This window comes from Mycoplasmopsis edwardii (genome assembly GCF_900476105.1).
GTDB lineage: Bacteria > Bacillota_I > Bacilli_A > Mycoplasmatales > Metamycoplasmataceae > Mycoplasmopsis > Mycoplasmopsis edwardii.
Window position 1 is genome coordinate 100,973 of record NZ_LS991951.1, and the last position, 23,503, is coordinate 124,475.

At 27.5% G+C, this 23,503-nt stretch carries 20 protein-coding genes, 5 tRNA genes, 1 other RNA gene and 1 riboswitch; of the genes, 14 read left to right on the forward strand and 12 right to left on the reverse strand.

Annotated elements, in window-relative coordinates; all coding sequences use genetic code 4:
* Window positions 1-80 precede the first annotated feature (80 nt).
* Window positions 81-773, reverse strand: a complete 693-nt coding sequence (locus D2846_RS00485) for a pseudouridine synthase (protein ID WP_117274978.1) — start codon at window positions 771-773, stop codon at window positions 81-83.
* A 169-nt stretch (window positions 774-942) separates the two neighbouring features.
* Here D2846_RS00485 and D2846_RS00490 point away from each other — a divergent pair, with 169 nt between their 5' ends.
* Together D2846_RS00490 and D2846_RS00495 are read left to right on the forward strand one after the other, a co-directional pair.
* The gene (locus D2846_RS00490; protein WP_117274979.1) at window positions 943-1,386 is read left to right on the forward strand and encodes an RpiB/LacA/LacB family sugar-phosphate isomerase; all 444 of its coding nucleotides are present in this window, start codon (window positions 943-945) and stop codon (window positions 1,384-1,386) included.
* A gap of 3 nt (window positions 1,387-1,389) precedes the next feature.
* The gene (locus D2846_RS00495) at window positions 1,390-1,614 is read left to right on the forward strand and encodes a DUF2188 domain-containing protein (RefSeq protein ID WP_117274980.1); all 225 of its coding nucleotides are present in this window, start codon (window positions 1,390-1,392) and stop codon (window positions 1,612-1,614) included.
* A 44-nt stretch (window positions 1,615-1,658) separates the two neighbouring features.
* Here D2846_RS00495 and D2846_RS00500 read toward each other — a convergent pair whose 3' ends face one another.
* From D2846_RS00500 to smpB, 5 genes are all read right to left on the reverse strand, one after another.
* A complete protein-coding gene (locus D2846_RS00500; protein WP_117274981.1) occupies window positions 1,659-2,528 on the reverse strand; it encodes an MAGa7180 family putative nuclease in 870 nt (289 codons plus the stop codon).
* Window positions 2,529-2,592: 64 nt separating this feature from the next.
* Window positions 2,593-3,231 (reverse strand): hypothetical protein, encoded by a 639-nt coding sequence (locus D2846_RS00505; RefSeq protein ID WP_117274982.1) that lies wholly within the window; start codon window positions 3,229-3,231, stop codon window positions 2,593-2,595.
* A 163-nt stretch (window positions 3,232-3,394) separates the two neighbouring features.
* Window positions 3,395-4,231, reverse strand: a complete 837-nt coding sequence (locus D2846_RS00510) for a PTS glucose transporter subunit IIA (protein ID WP_117274983.1) — start codon at window positions 4,229-4,231, stop codon at window positions 3,395-3,397.
* A gap of 552 nt (window positions 4,232-4,783) precedes the next feature.
* Window positions 4,784-5,148, reverse strand: a transfer-messenger RNA (tmRNA) gene (gene ssrA / locus D2846_RS00515).
* A gap of 1 nt (window position 5,149) precedes the next feature.
* On the reverse strand, window positions 5,150-5,587 hold the full coding sequence (gene smpB / locus D2846_RS00520; protein WP_117274984.1) for an SsrA-binding protein: 438 nt from the start codon (window positions 5,585-5,587) through the stop codon (window positions 5,150-5,152).
* 352 nt (window positions 5,588-5,939) lie between these two features.
* Here smpB and D2846_RS00525 point away from each other — a divergent pair, with 352 nt between their 5' ends.
* On the forward strand, window positions 5,940-7,157 hold the full coding sequence (locus tag D2846_RS00525) for a DUF2179 domain-containing protein (protein ID WP_334294067.1): 1,218 nt from the start codon (window positions 5,940-5,942) through the stop codon (window positions 7,155-7,157).
* Window positions 7,158-7,377: 220 nt separating this feature from the next.
* Window positions 7,378-7,614, forward strand: coding sequence for a hypothetical protein (locus D2846_RS03510; protein WP_117274986.1), 237 nt, complete (start codon window positions 7,378-7,380; stop codon window positions 7,612-7,614).
* A 120-nt stretch (window positions 7,615-7,734) separates the two neighbouring features.
* On the opposite strand, the gene D2846_RS00535 is transcribed toward D2846_RS03510, so the two are convergent.
* From D2846_RS00535 to D2846_RS00550, 4 genes are all read right to left on the reverse strand, one after another.
* Window positions 7,735-9,333 (reverse strand): ABC transporter permease, encoded by a 1,599-nt coding sequence (locus D2846_RS00535; RefSeq protein WP_223211520.1) that lies wholly within the window; start codon window positions 9,331-9,333, stop codon window positions 7,735-7,737.
* A gap of 82 nt (window positions 9,334-9,415) precedes the next feature.
* A complete protein-coding gene (locus tag D2846_RS00540; protein WP_117274987.1) occupies window positions 9,416-10,141 on the reverse strand; it encodes an ATP-binding cassette domain-containing protein in 726 nt (241 codons plus the stop codon).
* A gap of 8 nt (window positions 10,142-10,149) precedes the next feature.
* Window positions 10,150-11,316 (reverse strand): ABC transporter thiamine pyrophosphate-binding lipoprotein p37/Cypl, encoded by a 1,167-nt coding sequence (gene cypl, locus D2846_RS00545; RefSeq protein WP_117274988.1) that lies wholly within the window; start codon window positions 11,314-11,316, stop codon window positions 10,150-10,152.
* A gap of 26 nt (window positions 11,317-11,342) precedes the next feature.
* Window positions 11,343-11,437, reverse strand: a riboswitch (TPP riboswitch).
* Between the two features lie 52 nt (window positions 11,438-11,489).
* On the reverse strand, window positions 11,490-12,209 hold the full coding sequence (locus D2846_RS00550) for an MAGa3780 family membrane protein (RefSeq protein WP_117274989.1): 720 nt from the start codon (window positions 12,207-12,209) through the stop codon (window positions 11,490-11,492).
* 102 nt (window positions 12,210-12,311) lie between these two features.
* Here D2846_RS00550 and lepA point away from each other — a divergent pair, with 102 nt between their 5' ends.
* The 9 genes from lepA to D2846_RS00595 all read left to right on the forward strand — a co-directional run bounded on the left by lepA (window position 12,312) and on the right by D2846_RS00595 (window position 18,582).
* Window positions 12,312-14,120 carry a translation elongation factor 4 gene (gene lepA, locus D2846_RS00555; RefSeq protein ID WP_117274990.1) on the forward strand — a complete coding sequence of 603 codons (1,809 nt, stop codon included), beginning with the start codon at window positions 12,312-12,314 and terminating at the stop codon, window positions 14,118-14,120.
* A 9-nt stretch (window positions 14,121-14,129) separates the two neighbouring features.
* Window positions 14,130-16,037: a M13 family metallopeptidase gene (locus D2846_RS00560; protein WP_117274991.1), complete on the forward strand. Its 1,908-nt coding sequence runs from the start codon at window positions 14,130-14,132 to the stop codon at window positions 16,035-16,037.
* Between the two features lie 124 nt (window positions 16,038-16,161).
* Window positions 16,162-16,986, forward strand: coding sequence for a hypothetical protein (locus D2846_RS00565; protein ID WP_117274992.1), 825 nt, complete (start codon window positions 16,162-16,164; stop codon window positions 16,984-16,986).
* Between the two features lie 76 nt (window positions 16,987-17,062).
* On the forward strand, window positions 17,063-17,950 hold the full coding sequence (locus D2846_RS00570; protein ID WP_117274993.1) for a MurR/RpiR family transcriptional regulator: 888 nt from the start codon (window positions 17,063-17,065) through the stop codon (window positions 17,948-17,950).
* 187 nt (window positions 17,951-18,137) lie between these two features.
* Window positions 18,138-18,212: transfer RNA gene (locus tag D2846_RS00575), tRNA-Asn, on the forward strand.
* Window positions 18,213-18,218: 6 nt separating this feature from the next.
* Window positions 18,219-18,294, forward strand: a tRNA-Glu gene (locus D2846_RS00580).
* Between the two features lie 4 nt (window positions 18,295-18,298).
* A tRNA-Val gene (locus D2846_RS00585) sits at window positions 18,299-18,374 on the forward strand.
* A 1-nt stretch (window position 18,375) separates the two neighbouring features.
* A tRNA-Thr gene (locus D2846_RS00590) sits at window positions 18,376-18,451 on the forward strand.
* A gap of 46 nt (window positions 18,452-18,497) precedes the next feature.
* A tRNA-Leu gene (locus D2846_RS00595) sits at window positions 18,498-18,582 on the forward strand.
* A 365-nt stretch (window positions 18,583-18,947) separates the two neighbouring features.
* On the opposite strand, the gene D2846_RS00600 is transcribed toward D2846_RS00595, so the two are convergent.
* Window positions 18,948-19,664: an MAG0110 family membrane protein gene (locus D2846_RS00600; protein WP_117274994.1), complete on the reverse strand. Its 717-nt coding sequence runs from the start codon at window positions 19,662-19,664 to the stop codon at window positions 18,948-18,950.
* A gap of 317 nt (window positions 19,665-19,981) precedes the next feature.
* Between D2846_RS00600 and D2846_RS00605 the strand changes: the two genes are divergently transcribed.
* Window positions 19,982-21,424 (forward strand): MAG3090 family protein, encoded by a 1,443-nt coding sequence (locus tag D2846_RS00605; RefSeq protein ID WP_117274995.1) that lies wholly within the window; start codon window positions 19,982-19,984, stop codon window positions 21,422-21,424.
* A 129-nt stretch (window positions 21,425-21,553) separates the two neighbouring features.
* Here the strand turns inward: D2846_RS00605 and D2846_RS00610 are convergent, their stop codons facing one another.
* On the reverse strand, window positions 21,554-23,500 hold the full coding sequence (locus D2846_RS00610) for a DNA topoisomerase subunit B (protein ID WP_117274996.1): 1,947 nt from the start codon (window positions 23,498-23,500) through the stop codon (window positions 21,554-21,556).
* Between the last annotated feature and the right edge of the window lie 3 nt (window positions 23,501-23,503).

The following is a 23,503-nucleotide window of genomic DNA, read 5'->3' on the forward strand; positions in this document are numbered from 1 at the left end:
GTTTCCATTATACCAAACATTTAATAAAAAAATCAACTTTAATTTCAAGTTGACTTAAAAAATATAAATATTTTATAAATTTAAAATAATTCATCCTTAGCTATTAATTTATATTCGCCCAACTTAAGGTTGTTTGGCAAGTCCAGGTTATTAAACTTGATTCTTTTAAGGTAAATGACTTTTAAATCAAATTTTTGAAACATTCTTTTAATTTGATGAAACTTACCTTCGCTTATAGTTAAGTTTGCTTCATTTTTCTTTAATATTATTAACTCAGATGGTTTTGTTATTTTGTCTTCCTTAATATCAACGCCATTTTTAAATTCATCAACCAATTCTGGTTTAATTTCTCCATCAACTCTTACGAAATAAGTTTTTGGTACATGTTTTTTAGGTGCTAATAAATTATGAGTAAGCTCACCATCATTTGTGATAATTAATAACCCTTCGGTATCGATATCTAAACGTCCTACAGTGTGTAAATCTTCTAAGTTTTGATACTTTGGATCAAGTAAATCAAAGACAGTTTTATGTAAACTATCACGATTTGCACATACATAATTTGCAGGTTTATTCATTAAAATATAAACATTACTTAAATCTTCAATAACATTGTTATTAACTTTAATAATATCATTTTTAGATATCAAAACTGATGATTTAATGACTTGTTCATTAATAGTTATTTTTCCTTGTTTCATTAAGTTTTTAATTTCAGATCTTGAGTAATTTGTATTATTAGAAATGAATTTTTCAAGTTTAATTTTTTTCATATTTTTAATTATATATTTTTTATTTAACTATATAAGTACAAAATGAGTTATTAAGCTAGTTTTAAATGTGAAAAATTTACATAGTTTTCAAGCTTATAAAATTATGTATAAGCAACAATTCTAGTATAATTTATATTACATAATTCAAGAATATTATTAAGGAGTAATTATGAACAAAAAAGTTATTGCTTTCTCAAGTGATCATGCCGCATTCGGTTTAAAAGAAGAATTAAAAAAATATGTAGAATCATTAGGATACGAAGTAGTTGATTTAGGTCCAGAAACAGATAAAGTTTCAGTAAGTTATGCTGAACAAGGCCATGCATTAGCTAACTATGTTAATGAGAAAAAACCAGAATTTGGAATCGCTATGTGTGGAACAGGTTTAGGTATTTCATATGCATTAAACAGACACAAACACATTAGAGCTGCTAGAGTTGTATCAGTAGAAGATGCACACTTAGCAAAATTACACAATGACGCTAACGTTTTAGTTTTCGGTGGTCGTCAAATTGATTTTGAAGAAGCAAAAAGAATGGTTGATGAATACATTAAAACAGAATTTGAAGGTGGACGCCACCAAGCAAGAATCGACCAGATTGATGAGGATTAAAATATGGATAAAAAAGAATTAAAAGCTGTATGACACATTACAAAAGATAAAGAAAAAGATAAATGAAGAGTTTATAGAGAAGGTGCCGAAAGAGCAACGATCTTATTCGATACACAAAAAGAAGCTATTCCTTACGCAAGAGATTTAGCAAAGAAAAATAATGGAACATACTACATTCACGGTGAAAACGGAAAAATCCGTGATGGTAAAGGGTACAAAGATAAATAAAAAAACAAAAGCCATTTGGCTTTTGTTTTTTATCTTGATAAATACTAAGGTTTAGTATCTGGATCAGCTTTCCCCATAGCTTTTCACTTTTCTAATAAAGCAATTCATTCTTCTTCGTTTGAACATGATAAATACTCTAAATCATCTGCATTGATGCTTCTATCAAATTGTGGAGAAGTGTTGCTTTGTGTGTATTTAGCATATCAATCTTTAACTTCTTTTATATCTGATAAAACTTCATGTTCATTAACTTTAAATGGATATGCTTTAATGATTCTTTCATTTAAGTCAACTTTTTCAGGTTCTAAATAGTCGTTAATATTAAGTTGTTTATCTTCTTTTAAAAATGCAGCAACAATTGTATACATTTCAACTTTTTCGTTTAACTTTTTACTCATTAAGTATGCATATAATTGAGCTTGTTTTCTGTAAGCTGGATCAACATTACTTTTGTTTCACAGCTCATATTTTTTTTCACCTGCCGTTTTAATTTCCAAGATGATTTTCTTGCTTGGTATATAACCATCAGGAACCCCGCTAATAACATCATCAATACCTTTAAAGTAATCATATTCCACTTCAGAAGCAACGAAGTTCTGAATTTCTAGCCCTTTAAAACTAGATCTTAAAACATCAAAGATTTTTGGCTCAAGAACTACCCCAGCATTAATATATTTTTTACTTAAAACAGGCATTTTAAGTCTTGTGATATGGCAATAAGCCTTAAACTCATTTTTAAATGCATCACCTTTGATTAAGATGTCACCTACCGAACTACCCCCAATTTTCTTAAAACCATTTCACTTATCAAAAGTTAGTAACTCTTTATGAAATTCAGACTTTAAAACAAGTACCTTGTTTTCTCAATCAATTGTGTAATGTACATTATTGTAATATTTTCTTGATACTTTCATATATTTATTATACTCCTTTTGCCTATTGATTTTAAAAACTTGAGTATATCTCAAGTTTTTAAATTTATTTTATAAAGTTTTCAATAACTGTATTTGCAACTATTTCTACTGCAGTAAAGTTAGCTGCTCAGTTTCTATCAATTAATGTATCTTGAGGAACGATGTGGTTAAATGTGAATGTTAATTTATCAAAACTAATTTCTGTTGAATTATCATCAACTCCAGGTACGAATTTTTCAGCATCCATGAATTTTTCAATTCTAATTGATACAACTTTAACTTCATGCCCTTCTTTAATGTTTTCATTTAACATTTTTACATTTCTAATAAAGTAATCAAGTTCGTTTGGAAATCTAAGGTCATCGATTAAATATAAACTGCTTGATTCATGTTTAATTGACTCTTGGATTGTTTCGTTAATCTTATCAAATACTTTACCACATCAAATATTATTATCGATGTTTCTACCAACTTCTCCCATTGCGATTCAAAGTGGCCTAACAACTTCTTTGTTTTTACCATCTCACTCTAATTGTTTTAAGATAGGTTCAGTAATATCTTTAATTGGTTGCGCGAATGAAAAGATGTGTACATTATCATTGAATCTTTTTAATGACTTTTCTTTAATCGCGTTTGTTAAAAGGCCCTTTCCACTTCTTCTTTTACCATTTATAAGAACGATTATGTGTTTTTTCTTTTTCATATTTTCTCCCCGTTATTAGTTGTGGTTTATTTATTATATAAAAAGATTTACCATTGGTAAGAAAAAAACAATTTTATGTGCACTTATAAATGACATAAAACTGTTTAATACTATATATCATATGTTTTAGTTAATTTTGATATGTGAAATATTCCACATTTAACTAAACAAGTTTAAATAATTGTTTTGATTTTTCTGCTTTAGAAGCAACTTCTTGAATGTTGTTTAATGAAGAGAATTTTGTTGTAGAAACAACAATGTGTTTATCAATGTTTTCTGAATCAAATTTTTTAAGATTTAATTCAAATAATAATGTTCCAGCTTTAACTTCTTCATTTAATTTTACTTTTGGTTCTAAACCAATTCCATCAAGTTTATAGCTGTCTTGGCCTAAAACTACAACTAATTCAACACCCTCTTTTGAAGAGAAAATAAATTGATTTTTGTTAGCGGGCATCATTGTAATTTTTCCATCAAAAGGAGCAACAACTTTACTATCATCAGATATTAAGATAGCGACTCCGTTACCAACTAAACCTTCTGAGAAAATTCCGTCTTTTAAATCTTTAAGTGCAACAATTTTACCATTAACTGGTGATAAAACAACTTGTTCACTTACTTCACTTACAACTTGATTATTTGTGTTTTTGTTTTGTTCAATAGCTGATTTAACTTGCTTACTCATTGCTCTTAAAAGTGGTGAGTATTTTTTAACATTAAAGTTAAGTTCTTCAACACCTTCACCTAGTTCAACTTGAACGTGTTTTGTTCCTTCAAAAATAACAACTTTCTTAGCACCAAGTTTTTTAAACTGTTCTTCATTAACTAGTTTAACATTTTTTAAATCATATCTTAATTCTGAAACACTTGCATTGAATCCATTGATGTTATCGATTCCTCCAAATGCTTCTACAATATTCATGATATTTTGTGGAACTTCTTGACCACATACACAACCAAAAAATGGTTTGCATGAACAACTATTATTTAATTTTTCCATTAGTAACTCCTGTATTTATGAAACTTTATATATTTTACCAAATTATGTATTCTTCAAAAATAAATGAAAAAATACTCTAACTGAGGGATTAGAGTATTTTTTATGTTTTTATCTAAATATCCTACTTGAATAAATCTATGAATAATATAAGAAGTTAAAAGTAACCAAATTTATACTGTTACCAAATATAATAATTGTGAGTTTAAACTATGCAAAGTGAATAAATTGTTTTTTATAAAGTATGCGACATAAAGTTAAAGGAAAGAGAATTTACATAACAAATTATAAAAAAAGAAAGGATATGTAGAATATTTAGATCAGTATTAAGACCAAAATACTTTAAACATTTAGTAATTTTAATAAATGTTGCTTAGATACGAGATCTAAACATCAAAGTATAACACAGAAATACATTGCTATAAAGTAAAATAAAAATAAATTGTGGTAAAGTTACCACAAATCTTGATATTAAAGCAATTATGAGGTCAAATTTTAGTAATTTGCTATCATATCGTTTTGTGAAATACCTTTATAAAAAACAGCATAAAAAAATGGTGGAGATAACGGGAGTCGAACCCGTGTCCACACATAAATTATTTAATGCGTCTACAGTTTATGTTATTTTGTAATATTGTTAACAAAAAATAACCAAAACAATTAACAATATTTAGCTAAATCTCATTATCAGTTCGCAACACTGAAAACCATCCTTTAAGACCTACTTATACACTAAAGGAGTCATGTATAAGCAACTTGTTGCTATTTATTAAGCAAAAGCAAGATTTGTGTTTTGTGCATACATTGGGTATGCGAATTTTTCTTCTTGTTTTCCGTTTAAGAAAGCCTAGTAAGAATTATAGTCTCTCACACTACTGCAACACTAAATAACCCATGCATGTCGAAACCATTATATCCCCATTAAAAGTTTTTAAGAAGTTTGTTAATTCTTTTTTGAGTCTCTTCTTTTGCGATTTTTTCACGCTTATCATATTTCTTAAGACCTCTAGCAAGCGCTATTTCTATTTTTAATAAAGAGTCTTTATTAAAATATAGTTTTAAAGGAATTAAAGTAATTGGTTGAGTATCTAGTTGAAATTTAATCTTACGAATTTCATTTTTATGCATCAATAATTTACGATCAGCTGTTTCATCGCCTTTAACCTGCATGTATTGTTTAAAAAAGGAATCTTTGATTCATAATTCATTTTTATAAATTGAACAAAAAGCATTAGTTAATGAGACTTCACCAGCTCTAGCGCTTTTTACTTCTCAACCTTTTAAAGCAATACCTGCTTCAAATTTTTCTAAGATTTCATAATCCCTGAAAGCAATTTTATTATTTGACACTATCTTCATAAGCAATATAAATTTTACTATAAATAATCTAAAGTGATTACTAATTGCGTTAATGAATGTTTAAATGTACTTTTAAAGTATATCTTATGAGTTTTAGTTGTGAAAAATTTTCATAACTTGAGTTTTTTTCTAGCACATTAAACAAAAATGTTATAGAATAATAAGTACATGGAAACTTTTTCAATATAAGTTTCTTTTGTAATTAGTTTTTTTTATATGTTTTTAAGGGGGTTTAATGGAAGATAACAAAGATTTAATCGAACAAATTGATGAAGAAGTTATTGAAGAAGTTAAAAAGGATAAAAATCTATTTTCAAACAAAAGTAAAAAAGATGAAATTGCAGATGCATTAATGGGAAAAGAGATATTTTCAAACAGTCTGGTTAAGAAAAATACTGTTTATAACCGTACCAAAATGTCAAACTTTGGTATTAAGTTAAGTAGTTTATATTCACAAATGCCTGCATGAAAATTAGTATTAATAACAACAGTGACCGCTTTATTCTTTGGAGTAATCAGTGTATTCTTTGTTAAAAACGTAGGTATTTATAATTTTGGTCTAGCAGCTTTCGGGCAATCAATTGCTAGGTTAACAGTTGTCCTTTTTAAAGAAGGACAAATTACACCGGTATTAAGGAATTTAATTGAACAATTCATTTTCTGAATTGCTTATATTATTTTAAGTATTCCAATATTTATTTTTGGGTACAAAAGAATTGGTAAAACTTTTTCTAACTTAACAGTTTTATTTTTAGTTGTTTCGTCAATTACATCATTTTCAATTGGATTGATACCAGGAGCAAATGAAATTTATTTAATTGGTGATTTCTCAAATGGTGAAGTTAAAGCTGCTTTACCTGAATTCAAGAAAAAATTAAGTTCAATTATCCCTTTACTTTGAAAAGACGGTGGTAATATTATTGCGTTATTTGTTTATGCAATTGTTTATGGATATTTATTAGCATGAATCTTTGCGATTATTCAAATAATCGGAGGAACTGCAGGAGTAACAGGAATTATTGGTGAATGATATGCGAATGAAAAACAAAAATCATTTGGAACAATTTCAGGTTACATGAATATTGTAATTGTTTTAATAGGGGTTGGTGTTGGTTCATGATTACCAGGTTCATTATTATTATCTGAAGCCGGTAAATTAGGAACAGATGAACATCTAAAATTAATTACATCTAAAGCTTGAAGTTTTGAACTTTACCTTTCACCAAACTTTATAGCAACAGTTTTAACAAACGTTGTGTACATTATTGCACTTAACAAACTTTATCCTAAATTCAAACTTGTTAGAGTTGAAATCTTTTCTTTAAATAAATCAGCAGATATTGCAACAATTATTACACAAGATAAGAAAATTGTTACAGGATTAACTGAATTTCATGCGCATGGAGGATTCTCAAAAGAAAAATTAAATGTAATTACAACAATTACACTATTCAGGCAAGTTAACAGGATTATAAAAGATGTAAGAAAAATTGATGCAGAAGCATTTATATCTGTATCAGATGTCAAAAGTATAGACGGGCACATTTACTTACCGAAAAATAAATTCTAATACTAAAAAGCCATATAAGCATTGACTTGTATGGTTTTTATATTTTTATTTTCAAAGCACAAAAATCCTTTTATTAATTATGGAAAACATACCATATTTAACCACTTTTACACGAAGAATTAGGAATATATATTTATACATATAATTTTAAAAAACAATTTAAGTACAGGATTATGAAGAAATTTTTCAGGAATATCATTTTTTTGTAACGCTTATTAGTTTGTCTGTTATCACAATATCTTGTTCAACAAAACAAGAAATCGAAGTAAGTGAAACAAATAAGTTAGAAAACGAGTATTGAGAATTGTGATTAAAAGAGAAAAAATTAAATGCTGAATTATATAAATCTGAAGAAGCGCTATTTTCTGGTAGTGTAATGAAAGAAAGATTTAATATAAAATTATTAGAGTTAAAGAAAAAACAGATTATATATCTAAATGTAAAAAAAAGGAATTAGAAGAGGCTATTAAATGGATGAAAGTTATCATTAAAGATTATGAATGACGCATTTGAGACAAAAAGAGAAAGAATGATTGAAGACAATAATAGATTAATTCAAACAAAAAGACCATACAAGTTAATTCTTATATGGTCTTTTTGTTTTGTTTAAAAATGATTTGCTTAGGTTATTTCTTGTGTTTTTTATTCAATTAAATAGTTTATTTAATTTAAAATCATTTTTAATGATTCAATAAAATATCTCGAGCAATATAAAGAATAAAAATGCAGGTAAAATTAATGGGAATATGCGACCATATAGGTTCTTTTCTTGATAATCGTTGATTTTTTCAGTTATTGTTATAGTCGCAAAAACACCATATGAAATACCATTTCTAAATGTATTTTCATATTCAAAAACAATTAATGATCTAATGTCCTTGAATGCTTCAGGAAGAATTCTCTTTCTGTATATTCATCATGTTGAAAAACCTAATGAAGAACAAAGTTTTAATTCATAATTTGAGAATGCATTTATTTTGCTATTAAAATGCTTTGTAAGTGATCTAAAAGCAACTAATGATAAAACAATTGTTATTGAAGTTACTGGCTCTAAAAACGTGTTAAATAACACAAAATAAACTACTACTGGTAATGACTTAATTACTACTAATAGCACTTTGAATGTAAATGAAACTCATACATTGTTTATTCTCTCGCTCATGTAAAATGCAAAAACAATCGAAATTAAAACTGCAAAATATAAACTCACATAAGTTTTCATAAAGATTACTCAGTAGTCTAAATAATAAACATAATTTACTTTTATATCGCTAAAATCAAAAACATAAAAGTCTTTTAAGTATTTTCCAAATTTTGTGAAATTAATAGTTGAATTTGCTAAATCGACAAAGCTTATTATGTAAATCACAAGAAAAACAATTTTAACTATTAAAAGGATAATTCATGTTAAGTTATAAATTGGAGACTTTCAATAATCTTGATCTTTTGTTCTTTTGTGAATGTATGATTTTAAGTATTTGTTATATAAGAACATAAATATCTCGATAACAAATACAACCATAAATAAGTAAAATAAACTAATACCTAAGTATGAAAAATCACTTGAAAATGTATCGATTCAAAATCCTATACCGATAATTCCTATTCTTCCTAAAATTGCGCTTCAACGTACGTTTGATTCATATGATAAAAATGAATTCATTACGTATCTGTTTCTATTTGATAAATAAATGTTTTTATAAAAGCTCACAAGTTTACTTTTACCAAGTTTGATATCTAATCAATAATATTTAGTTTCGGCACTTTCTATAATTTCTAAATAATATTTATGCATTCACAATCATGTACTTCAACAAAATATCATTCATGCAGCTAGAAAGCTGCTAAATATACTTTTGAATAATAATATAAATACAACAAATGGAAACGCCCTAAAAAACACTAAAATGAATTTTAAAATAAATGATGGTTCCCTATTTTTGTGGATATTTGTAGCTGATAAGTATGAAGTGATTGATGATAAAATCAATCCTGTTATAGTTCCTCCAGTTACTGTTTTAAGTGTAATTCAAATGTAATCCAAGTTTAATTTTCATAGCGAATCACCAGGTAAATCCGGGTGTTGACTATTAAATTTAAACAATTCGCTTAAATGGTGTTTTAACCTTACAAAACCTTTTGTATATATATGACTAAAGAAATTTAGTTCATACATAAAGTAAATTAATATGACGAATGAAAAAGCCCAAAGAAATATTTTGATAAAATTTCTTTTATCAATCTCACAATTGAATTTTTTATATGTCATAGTAATATTTCCCAAGACTTTCGATATCAAACTCATTAGAAGGAATTTCGAACACACCATCATTAACTCGATCAAAAGTAAATAATCTGTCAAAATGATATGCAGAACTTAAATCATGAATTGCTATAAAAATGATTTTGTCACTTTTATATCTGTTTAATATTTCAAATACATGTTTTGAATTCAGGATATCTAAATTGCTTGTTGGTTCATCAGCTAATATAATTTCAGGTTTGTTAAATAACATTTGCACTATGCTTAATCTTTGTTTCTGACCTGACGATAGATTTGAAATTTTTTCAAATGCTAAGTCTTCTACATTAAATTCTTTTAATAAATAAAATAATTCAATTCTTTGGTGTTTAGTTAAAATCCTAAAGAATTTATAAAACATGTTTTTATAATGTGGGTAACTTATTAAAATGTTTTGGTAAAAATCGGTAAATTCTAATAAGTTATGATCGGGCCTTAAATAATATATTTTGTTTTTAAATTTTTTGAGTAATGATTTTGATGCTTGTTTAATTGATACATTATCAAAAATAATTTCACCATCAATTAACATTTCTTTATCAAATATTGCTTTGAGTAATGTGGACTTTCCACACCCACTTTTACCAATTATTCCGTTAATCTGCCCCTTAAAAAGTTCTAGATTAACATTCTTTAATACAACTTCTTTGTTATACCCTATGTTTGCATTTTTAAACTTCATTTAATTCCTTATTCAAAAGATTTTTTTACTATGTTTCAGAATTGATCATTTTCATTTTCAATAAATGAATATCCGTGGAATCCTGAATGCGGACCTCATGGGTCTTGTTTTTGTGTTGCGAGTTCATTAAGAACTTCTGATAAAACTTTGATTTGTTTTTTAGAAATTTTATTACTGAAAAGTCCTACATTGTATGGAAGAACATCAGATACAGTTAAGAAAGAAACCTTTTGATTTGCTCTTTTTGATTCATCAACTGATAATTTATCATTATCTTTGTATTTTGTTCATGTGTAAACACCTTCATTGTCGAAGAAGATTTTCTTATTAATATTACTTTCCTCGTTCATGTTTTTTCAAGCAGCTTTACTTACTTTATCACTATGGTTACGTACTAAGTTTAAAAATGAAGTAAATTTATCGCCAAAGTGTTTTTTCATTAAGGCTTGAGGCAATAAGTATTTGCTTCCAGAACTTGAACTACCAATTCCGATTCCATAACTCACGAATTTTTCTAAGTCTTTTTCATTTCAAGCTTTAATAATGTTGTTTGTATCCTCTTCGTTAGCTACAACAACAATTAAACCTCTTTGGTAAGGTGTTGTACCTTCATTAAAAAAACTTCTATATACACTTCCATCTCAATTATTTCCATTTTCTTTATCATTTCAATTTGATCTCGGAATTCTATTAAATAATTCTAATTGAGCTTTTGCAATCTCTCTAAGAGGATCATTTTCTAAACCATCTTTATAAACTTCATTGTTAGAATTTTTAGAGCCTTTAAATGAAAGTCCTCTTGTTTGGATACCTACAGAAATATTGTTTGCAACAATTTCTTTTTGATTAGAAAAAACTTGTCCTGCAGATACAAAGACAACATCTTGCTTTTCTTTTAAAATATCATCAAAGTTAACCTTGTAGTTATCTTCACCTTCAAACGAGAATTTAACATCAAAGTTAAAACCTTTTGCTTTTATTAGTTCATTAACCTTAGATTCAAATTCAATTGCTTTTGGATCTTGGCCATTTAAACTATTGTTTAATTTAATTCTGATTAATTTTGCTTCTGCAACATTTCCTTGATTTTGTTTTTGTTCTGAACAAGAACTTACAATTAATGGTACAGAAACTAAACATGTAGTTAATAATAATTTGTTAAATATTTTTTTCATAATTTCTCCTTAATTTTAGGACAAAAGTAGGAGAGTTGAAGACTCGCTACGCTAGTATTAACTAGATCAGCTATTAAGAGTATTTCTCAACTATTTAAAAATAGTACCCCTGTCCATGTTTTATATTATATTACAATAGTCAAATTAATAAAAAAACTAGCATAGCTAGAATTTTATTTAGTTTTAATTTTTAAGATTGCTTTTCATGCAAAACCTAGTCCTGCTGGTGCTAAAAATGCAATTACAAATAATAATAAATCAAGAGTAACAATTAACCCTACACTACTTGTTTTGATAAAGAACGGTCTATAGAAATGCAAGAATGAATAAATGATAGCTCCATTTTTAAAATCATATTGTGAACCACTTCCAAGATACACAAACATTGCAAAGAAAAAGTATGCAACAACAATTAAAGATAATGAATAAATGTTTTTAAAACTCACTTTAATTTGTCTTCTCATTAAGAATAAAACGATGAATCCTAAAACAGGATTAACACAATGCGTAACAAGTGAACTAATTACACTATGAATTTTGTTCCATTTTTGTGTTCATGAAATTAGTCCTCAATAAATAAAGAATGTAATTGTGATTAAAACAACTGAATTAAAGAATCAAATTTTAACTTTCTCACTTTCTGGTTTATAAGCTACCAAAAGAAGCATAACACCTAAAAATATATTAGTTAAACTTGTGTAATATAGCAAGTGAACAAAAACACCAAACACTTCATGAAACTTAATGTAGTATGAATTTGTTGACTTTTCATAACCAAAAAAACCTTGAAAAACCATTGCAAAAGTTATAAAGAAAACACTTGATAATAAAACAAATATCCCTGATCAAAATGCAATCTTTTGTTGTTTAGGATAAGATATAAAATTTTTCATAAAAAAATTATACAAAAGAAAGGTTTTTCAGCAAGTTTTTTACAATTTTGCATAATATTTACATTCAAAAAAGCACATTTTTTTATATAATATTAAACAATTATGAATAAATCAAAAATCAAAAATTTTGCCATCATTGCGCATATAGATCACGGAAAGAGTACTTTAGCTGACGGTATTTTAGAATTAACTAATACAGTTGCAAAAAGAGAACTTAATGAGCAATTTTTAGATTCAATGGATCTTGAAAAAGAGCGTGGAATCACTATTAAGTTAAATGCTGTTCAAATTAAGTATAAAGATTATATTTTCCACTTAATAGACACCCCAGGACATGTTGACTTTACATATGAAGTTTCAAGGTCACTTGCAGCTTGTGAAGGTGCTTTATTAATTGTTGACGCAACACAAGGCATTGAAGCTCAAACATTGGCTAATGTTTATTTAGCATTAGAAAATAATTTAGAGATTATTCCTGTAATTAATAAAATTGACTTACCAAGTGCTGACATTGAAGGTGTAAAACGTGAAATTGAAGAAGTTATTGGTATTTCAACAGAAAATGCTGTTTTAGTTTCTGCTAAAACGCGTTTAGGTGTAGATAACTTGCTTGAAGCAATTGTTGAACACATTCCTAGCCCAAAAGATGCTGATGATGATAAGCCACTTAAAGCGCTAATTTTCGATAGTTACTTTGATCCTTATCGTGGTGTAGTTATGCTTGTTCGTATTTTTGAAGGTCAACTTAAAACGGGTGATAAATTCAAATTTATGTCTAGAACAGATGAAGAAAACTCATACCATGTTATTGATTTAGGGGTTAGAAATCCACATGAATCAAAAAAAGATCTTCTTTCAGCAGGTGAAGTTGGTTGAGTTTCAGCAGCCATCCGTGATGCTAAAGAAGTTAACGTAGGAGATACAATTACTTTAATTGAAAATCCAACTAAAGAAGCTTTACCCGGATACAAAAAAATGAAACCAGTTGTTTTCACAGGATTTTATCCAGTTGATACTAGAGACTACTCAATGTTAAAAGAGAGTTTAGAAAAAATTTCATTAAGCGACTCTTCAATAACATGAGAACAAGAAACTTCAAAAGCATTAGGATTTGGATTCAGGGTAGGTTTTTTAGGTCTATTACACATGGAGATTTTACAAGAAAGACTTGATAGAGAATATAAAGTTGGAATTATAGCAACCAGCCCTAGTGTTGAGTATAGAGTTACAATGACTAATGGTGAAGTTGAAATGATTGCCAACCCAACATTACTTCCAGATCGTACATTTATTGAAAAAATTGAAGAACCTTATGTTGAAGCACACATATTTGTTCCAAATGAATACATCGGAAACGTTATGGAACTTTGTCAAAACAAGAGAGGTATATATAAATCATTAGATATGATTGATTCAAAGAGAAGTTCAGTTGTTTATGAATTACCACTGGCTGAAACAATTTTTGATTTCTTTGATAGATTAAAATCGACTACAAAAGGTTATGCATCATTTGAATATGAATGATTAGGATACAGAGAAAGTGATTTAGTTAAAGTTGATATCTTACTTAATGGGGATAAAGTTGATGCTTTCTCATTAATCACACACCGTGAACGAGCTTATGAAAATGCGCGTGAGTTATGTCAAAAACTTAAAGAAGCAATTCCGAGGCAAAACTTTGAAGTTCCAGTTCAAGCAACTATTGGTGGTAAGATAATTGCAAGAGAAACCATTAAGGCATATAGAAAAGACGTTACTGCTAAGTTATATGGTGGTGATGTTACTAGACGTCAAAAGCTTCTTAAAAAACAAAAAGAAGGTAAAAAAAGAATGAAAAAACTTGGGAGCATTGAAGTTCCGCAAGAAGCATTCTTATCAATCCTTAAAAATAATATTGATCCCAAAAAATAAGGAGGTTTTATGAAACCAAATTTAAGAGATGATTTTTACGAATACGTAAATCATGATTGACTTAAGGAAGCAAAAATTCCTGAAGATAGATCATCAATTGGTTCATTTGTTGAAATGGACATCGAATTAGAAAAATTATTAAAAACAACAATTGATAAATGATATAAAGATGCATCTACTTTACCAGATGATAAATTAATCCACGAGTATGTAAAATTTTATTCAATGGTAATTGATGAAGAAAAAAGAGCAGAATTAAAATGAGAACCTGTTAGAGAATTTTTAAACAAAATTGAAGAAATCAAATCATTTAAAGAATTATTTAATAAAGAAAGAGAATTCTGATTAAAGTACACTGCTTTACCATTTGATGTTGAAATTTATGATGACTTTGTTGATAACTCAAAAAGAATTTTATGAGTATCAAATTCAAGTTCACATATTTTACCTTCAAAAGAAACTTATTCAAATGAAACAGAAAGTACAAAATTACTTACAGCATGATCAAACATGGTGATTGACTTATTAGTAAGTTACGGTTTTTCAAATGAAGAAGCTAAAGCTAAAGTCGAAAAAGCATTAGACTTTGATTTATTCTACAAAGACTTTTTATTAAGTTCAGTTGAAAAAGCTAATTATGTTGCAATGTACAACTTACAATCAATGGATAAAATCAAATCTTATTCAAAACAATATGATTTAGAAAAAGTTGTAACAAGCATTCTGAAACAAAGACCAGAAAATGGTTCAGTTGTTAATGCAAGATTCTTTGAAAACTTTGACCAAATTTTCACTGAAGAAAGATTCGAATCTTATAAAGCCCACATGTTTATCTTTAACTTACTTTCAACTACTTCATTTTTAAGCGAAGAAATTAGACTTAAAGCAAATGAATTCAAAAAAGCTTTATACTCAATTGATAAATCAAGAAGTTTAAGTGATTTTAGTTTTGATTTAACTAATAAATTTTTCGGAATGCCTTTAGGTATGTATTATGCTAGAGAATACTTCGGTGAAAAAGCTAAAAAAGATGTTGAACATATGGTTCAAAGTATGATTCAAATCTACAAAAATAGATTAACAGAAAATAAATGACTTTCAAAAGAAACAATTGAAAAAGCAATTAAAAAACTTTCAAAAATGGATGTTATGGTAGGATACCCAGAAGTTATTAGACCATATTACCAAGAATTCAAGGTTACAACATATCAAGAAGGTGGCAACTTATTCAAGAATGTTAAAGAATTTTCAAGAATAATTGCTGAATATACATTATCTTTATACCTTAAGAATGAAGATAAAAGATTTTGAAGCATGTCTCCGGCAACAATTAATGCTTACTATAGTCCACTAAAAAATCATATCGTATTCCCGGCAGCCATTTTATCTTGACCATTTTACAACTTAGATAGAGTTTCATCTGCAAATTATGGTGGAATTGGTGCAGTTATCGCTCATGAAATTTCACATGGATTTGACAACAATGGTTCACAATTCGATGAAAATGGTTCATTAAACAACTGATGAACAGATTCAGATAGAAAAGAATTTGAATTAAGAACTCAAAAAGCAATTGAATTATTTGATGGAAGAGAAACAAAGTTTGGAAAAGTTAACGGTAAACTTACAGTGTCTGAAAACATTGCTGACCTTGGTGGTTTTGAATGTGCTTTAGCAGCAGCCAGTTTAGAAAAAGATTTTGTTATTGAAGAATTCTTTAAATCATGAGCAACAATTTGACGTTCAATTTATAAAGAAGGCGCAGCTAAAAGACAACTTGAAGTTGATGTTCACTCACCAACAAAAATTAGAGCAAATGTGATTTTAGCTAACAATGAAGAATTTGCAAAATTATATGAAATTAAAGAAACAGACAAAATGTATGTTTCACCTGAAAAAAGAGTTAAAATCTGATAAATTAAATAATGTCAAAAGTCATGACCTTCTCATGGCTTTTGATTTTTTTAAACTACATAATATTGACTAACTTTTTGCAAAAAGTACTTTTTTAATTTAAATTTTAACTATATAATTAATTTATATGAAAAATGCTAGAGTTTACAAATTAGTTAATCAAGACAAAGAAAACTTTTTAAAAGAATTTAATATTAGTGAAAAACAAGTTCAAGAAAACAATTTATTTATTACAGATATTAACCTTGATGAAAACCTTTTTCAAGTATTTACTTTTATTAAAAACACAATTAATATTACAATTTCAAAACTTAAAAAATTAAACTGAGAAACAAAAAATTCAAAAGATTTTCAATACGTGGATAAAACAATTAAATTTGAAGATAAAATCAAAAGTCTTATCGAATTTGAGCAATTTGATGATATTAATGATTTTGTTGCAAAAATTATGTTAGTTCTATTGCAAAACCCTCGTTTAATCAAATCTAATAAAAGATTTTATTTAACATTTTTATTAGTGTTACTTAAGTCATTAGGATATAACTTTAAACTTGGTGGTAACTTTGAAAAAGAATTTGATTTATATTACTTTTTTATTGCCCTTTCAAATGTTGATTCTAATTTTATTTTAAGTGATTCATTTTTCTCTTCAGAAAGAGGAGATATTGATTTAAGTCAATTACACAAAAAAGTTCAAGAAAGATTACACAATAATTGTTCAAATATTTCAGTCAAAGAAAGACATTTACAAATCTTAAGTGAAATCAAAGAATTCTTAAAAGAAAAAATGTTAATTGATTTTGATCAAAACTATGAACCAAACAAATTATTAATAGAAAGAAAAATTATTTTACCTACCGAAACGGATATAGAAAAAGCTTTTGATTCACTTATTAATTCAATTGAATGAGAAAGAATTTATAATAAACTTATTTCACTTTCTAAGATTTAATTACTCAATGTGGAAATTTATTTCCACATTGAGTTTTTTTATTATTTTAAACTTTATAAAATTATAAAATTATTATATGGCTAATGAATATCAAATAATTGAAGATTACTTACTAAAGAATATGAAAAAGATACCTAAAAAAGGTGATTCAAAATGAAAAATTCTTGACATGATTGAGAATCGTACAGATGAGTTTTTAGAATGTAATACGATTTCACTTTCTAAAAAACTTGGAGTAAGTCAAGCTGCCGTTTCAAGGTTTGCAAGTGCACTTGAGTTTGCGACGTTTAATGATTTACAAATTTATGTTTCATCAAGAAGTCAAAAAAGAGAAGACATTGAACTAAATTTAGTACAAAAGAAAGGCATGTCTTTAACAGACATGATTTCTAACATTAGATCACATTATATTTATGCAATTGAAAAAACAATCGAATTAATAGCAACAAATAAAGAAGTTAAAGAATATATTGATAGAATGTTAAAACACCCAAAAGTTACAATTATTTTCGGAATTGGTGAATCGGCGCTCGTCGCAAAATACTTTGCAAATAATTTAAGAAAAGTAGGATTTAACGCCATTTTCTTAGATGATGTACATGACTTTTTCTCATTTAGTCAAATAATGAAAGATAAAATTCATGTTACCTTAATTTCGAAATCAGGATCAACTTTAGAGATCAAAAAAGTTTTAAATTATTTAGATGAAAATAATCTTGATTATGCAATGTGAACAAAAAATAAAGAGTTAATCAATGATAAAAGAAATATTATTTTATTTGATAGCATTAAGCAATCTTACAGAATAGGGCCACTTGGTTCAAAAATTTCTGCCTTCTTAGTTGCTGATATTATCTTCTCATATTTAGCTTATAAAATTGACAAAGATAAAACCATTTTTAAAAATGTAGATCACTTATTAGAAGATTGAAACTCTTTGATACCAAATCAAGATAAGTGATAAATCACACCTGCTTTATATAGTTAATTTATATAAAGCATTTTTCATATATTTTTTTGTAATATATTGTATTGTGCTATAATAGTATTGCCTTTTGAATAGGCAAACTAAATTTAAAATAAAAAAATAAAATAATATTTTGAAATTTTAAAAACATGTTATAATATTCAAGCACAAAAGATATGACGTTGCCGATTTAGCTCAGCGGTAGAGCAGCTGGCTGTTAACCAGTTGGTCGTTGGTTCAATCCCAATAATCGGCGCCATTGTTTGGTCTGTTGGTGAAGCGGTTAACACACATGGTTTTCATCCATGCATGCACGGGTTCGATTCCCGTACAGACTGCCATTATGGAAGATTAGCTCAGCTGGGAGAGCGTCGCCCTTACAAGGCGAATGTCATGGGTTCGAGTCCCTTATCTTCCACCACGCCGTCTTAGCTCAGTTGGTAGAGCAACTGACTTGTAATCAGTAGGTCGTAGGTTCGAGTCCTATAGACGGCACCATATTGAGTGCTTTTTTTAATGAAAAAATTGACTTACAACAAGTAGTGCGCGAATGGTGAAATTGGCAGACACGCTAGATTTAGGCTCTAGTGCCTTACGGTATGAGGGTTCGAGTCCCTCTTCGCGCACCATTTTTTTATGAACTTATCCATATTATTTTACAAAATTAACCCCTCATATTTTTATATGCTAAGTTTGTAAGAAAAACAATTTGATGTAATTATTATTTTATTATCTTATTTTTTAAAGTTCATAGATTATAAACTTGCCCTTGCGAGTCGAACTACTAGGTGAATCATTTTTGCATTCTCCTTCTCCTATCATCTTGATATATTACAGTTAGATTTATTTTTTTATTTGTTTTTGTAATATTTTGTTTTTATCCCTTTTGTACATTACATCAAATCATAAACATTATTCTATATATTTTATTTATAACTTTTATAACATATTATTTATTACAAAAAAATCACTATTAATTTAGTGATTTTCTTTTTTATTTTTTATTAATTGACATTAAGTTTAATATTATTATAAATAAGTTGAAGTAAGTAATTAAGAATTCAAGAGCATAATACATGCTCTTTTTGAAAAGTGTTTCATTATTATCAAAGTAAATGTTTTGAGCTTCATTACTCATCATTTTAAAAGTTCAAATAGTCATAACACTTAATAAGACAACTTCTAAAACTAATAATCAGAAGTATGCCCTATATACAAAGAATGAAACAATGAATGTTATAAATACTGCTAATCCTAATGCGATTAATAAGTAATTTAATCTGGCGAAGCTAATTACATTAAATACTGATAAACATGCTCCAATGGCAATAATAATAATCGGGATTAATGCTGCAAATAATAAACTTCTTGTATCAAATGTAGATCCTAATCTTAAAATAACAAATTTAAGAACAACCGAAGCAACGAATGATCAAGCAAGTATATTTAGAACAAGCAAGATAACATTGACTACCATTCCTTTATTAATTGTATTTCTACTTCTAAATCAACTTAGCAACATTATTACTATTCATGCTGGTATCATTAAGTAAAATGTTAATGAGTTATCAATTCTTGCAATTAATGATAGGAATAAAAACATTAAACCAAAGAATGCTAAAATCCCTAAGGCAAAAATCCCAAATACAGATCCCCAAAAAATATTTACTTGTTTTGTTCTTAGCTTACTGTAATTAATATCTAAATTCATAAGTTAAATTATAACATATTTTATCTTCAAAAAATAACAAAAGTGTTCGTAAAATGTCTACTTATAAATTACTTTTAAGTCTATGAGACACACATTTTAGTAAGAATTTAGCAATAAAAAATATTGTCTCTTTATATGAAAAAATTTCAATTTATCTAATTTTTAATTACTAAAAAATCAATAAATTGAACTTTTAGTCCTATATTTAAGTGACTTTTTAGCAAAAATCTTTTTTTAAGATTTAACAAATAATATATATAATATTATTAAGTTATAAAAATAACAAAATCAAAATAAAAATATTAAAAAGGACATTTATGAAACGTTTATTATGTTTATATAAACCAAGTTTAGACAAAAACTACCCTTGAGCTTTAAAACACCCAAAAGTTGACTCAGCTTTAGCTCTTTTCAAAACACGTAAAGATGCTTTAAACTGATTCTTATCATTAGATTATGATTGTGCAACATGATTCCAAACAAGCAAAAAAATCTTTGGTGGATTATTAATCTCAGAAAAAAATAGTGATTCAGTATTTGAATTTGACTTAGACGTTGAAAGATTCGATGGAAAAGTTAACTATGCAGAAGCATTAGAAGAAATCTATGTTTCACCAAAAACAGGATTAAGAGATCAAAAATTAGCTGATAAATATGTTGATCAATTAAAAGATTTCAAAATTTTAAGAGACCACAGAACATACTTCCCGGCAGATGACGATTATGTAGTTGAGAGAAAGAAATCATCAAAAGATATTCAAATTGAAAAATTAACACAAGAAGTTAATGAATTAGATGAATTATTAAAAGACTCAAACGGAAAATTCACAAAAGAAATCGAAGAATTAAAACTTAAATTACAAGACAGTAACGCTGACAAAGAAGCTTTATTAAAAGAAATCGAAGCTTTAAGAAAGAAAATTGTTGCTGAATCAGTAACACAAACTAAAGCTGCTGAAAAAGCTGTTGCTGAAAGTAAAAACTCAAAAGAAGAGAAAAAAGTTGTAGAAAAAGTTGAAGTTATTAAGGAAGTTATTAAAGAAGTTCCTGTCTACATTGAAAAAGAAGTTATTAAAGAAGTTTTTGTTGAAAGCAAAGGAGCAAAAGCTCAACCAGTTGAAAGCAAGAAATATGCTTACATTAATGATTTAGTTTTAAACAAACAATTAGAATCATTAGCTTTATACGCTAAAAAATTAGAAAAAGTAGCTAACTCATACGAAAAAGAAGTTATTACTTCAGAAAAAGACTTTAACGAAATTAAAGTTGAATTAGATAGAGTTTTAGTATTAGAAAAATCATTATCAAAATCATTAACAGATAAAGATGCAAAACACTTATTAAAATTAGTTTCTAAATCATTAGCAGTTTCAGTAGAAAAACTTTCAAAAGTTGTTAAAGGTTCAAAAGATGTAGAATACATCCCTGCAAAATTTGTTTACTACAGAGACTCAAAAGAAAACATTAGATTAGCTCAAGTTATTTCATACGTAGCATATGAAGGAAAACACATCGGATTCGTTGCTGAAAAAGATTATAAATACTCAGTATTTGCTTCACCTTCTAAAGATTCACACTTTTTAGTGTTTGAATCAATTGCAGATGCACAAGTTGTTGCATCATCATCTTCAAAAGAAGTTGTTAAAGTTAAAGATGAAAATTCATGAATTTACACATTCTGATCAATCATTTTATATGGTTTAGCATACATCATTTTATTAGCATTAGTTATTGTTTTAGCTATCGCTTACTTCGGATAATATAAAAAAATAGAGGCATTATTTGCTTCTATTTTTTATACACTTTGAAGATTGTTATGATTTATTAGACCATCATTATATAAACGCAATAAAAAAACTTATAACATGAAGCTATAAGTTTTTTTATTATTATAAATCAATATTTTTAACGTATTTAGCGTTTTGTGAAATGAATTCTTTTCTGGGTTCAACGTTTTCGCCCATTAATGTTTCAAATATTCTATCTGCTCTATATGCATCTTCAATTTGAACTTGTAGCATTTTTCTTTTCTCAGGTAACATTGTTGTTTCTTTTAATTGTTGTGCATCCATTTCTCCAAGTCCTTTATAACGTTGAATTGTTATTTTTGTAGAACTATTTAATGAAGCTAATATTTCTTCTTTTTCTTTATCGTTGAATGCATAAAACACTGATTTATTTTGTTGAATTTTATATAAAGGAGGTTGAGCGATATAAATAAATCCATATTCAATTAAAGGTTTAAAATATCTATAGAAGAATGTTAATAATAATGTTCTAATGTGAGCACCATCAACGTCAGCGTCAGTCATAATAATAATTTTATGGTATCTAAGTTTATTGATGTTAAAAGTACTATCGATTCCGGCACCCATAGCGTTTATTAATGACATAATTTCTTCATTCATAAAGATCTTATCTCTTTTAGCTCTTTCAGTGTTAAGAATTTTACCTTTAAGTGGTAAAATGGCTTGAAAAACCTTATCTCTACCCATTTTAGCTGAACCACCAGCTGATTGCCCCTCGACTATAAATAGTTCACAAATTTCAGCATTTTTAGACGAACAAGGCGCAAGTTTACCAGGCATTGTTCCACTTTCAAATGGAATTTTCTTTCTTTCATTATCTCTAGCTGCATTAGAAGCAATTCTACTTCTTCTTGCTGAAATAGCTTTTTCAATAATCTTTTTAGCTAAGTCTGGATTTTCATTTAAGAATCTTTCAAAGATTGATGAGTAAACTTCATTAACTGCTTTACGAGCATCTTTAGAACCTAACTTACCTTTGGTTTGACCTTCGAACTGAGGGTCTGGGTGTTTAATAGAAATAACTGCAACAAGACCTTCAACTAAGTCATCTCTAATGAATTTATCGGCTTCAGATTTAATAAAACCTTTTTCAATTGCATAGTTATTAACTAATCTCATTAATGCATCATAGTATCCTGTTAGGTGAGATCCACCTTCATGTGTTGAGATGTTATTTGTATATGTTATTAAGTTTGATCTATAAAAATCAGAAAGATATTGAGAAGCAACTTCTACACCAATAACTACATCTTTACCTGTGATTTCATGTTTGTATGTATAATCACCACTTGCATATAAAATGCTTGTTAATGGTGTTGATCCTCTATTTAATTCTGTTACATAATCAACAATACCATTTTCGTACTTGAATTCTTGATATGTGTTGTCTCTTTCATCTGTAACACTTACAAATAAACCTTTATTTAAATAAGCAATTTGTTTAGCGTGATCAGCAATTAACTCTTTATCAAAAGGAAGTTTTTCCATAATTGTGTAATCTGGTTTAAATTGAATTTTAGTACCTGTTCCACCTTCAGAATAAGTATCAATAATTTTTGTATGTTGTTTAGTTACACCACCATCAGCGAATTCTGCGAAATAAACATTACCATCTCTTTTTACTCAAGCTTTCATCGAAGTACTTAAAGCATTAACAACACTGGCTCCAACCCCGTGTAATCCACCACTAACTTTATAAGCATTAGATTCGAACTTACCACCAGCGTTTAACTTTGTTAAAACAACCTCTAAAGCACTAATTCCAAAAGTAGGGTGTGTACCAACAGGAATACCTCTACCATTATCTTCGACGATGATTTCATTATCTTTTGTGATTGTAATGTTAATTTTGTTAGCAAAACCAGCCATACATTCATCAACTGAGTTATCCACAATTTCTCAAACCATGTGGTGTAAACCAGTTTTTGAAGTACTACCAATATACATTCCAGGACGTTTTCTAACGTGAGCAAGACCTTCTAAATAGGTAATATTAGAAGCATCATAATTTTGTTGCTTTTCTGACATTCT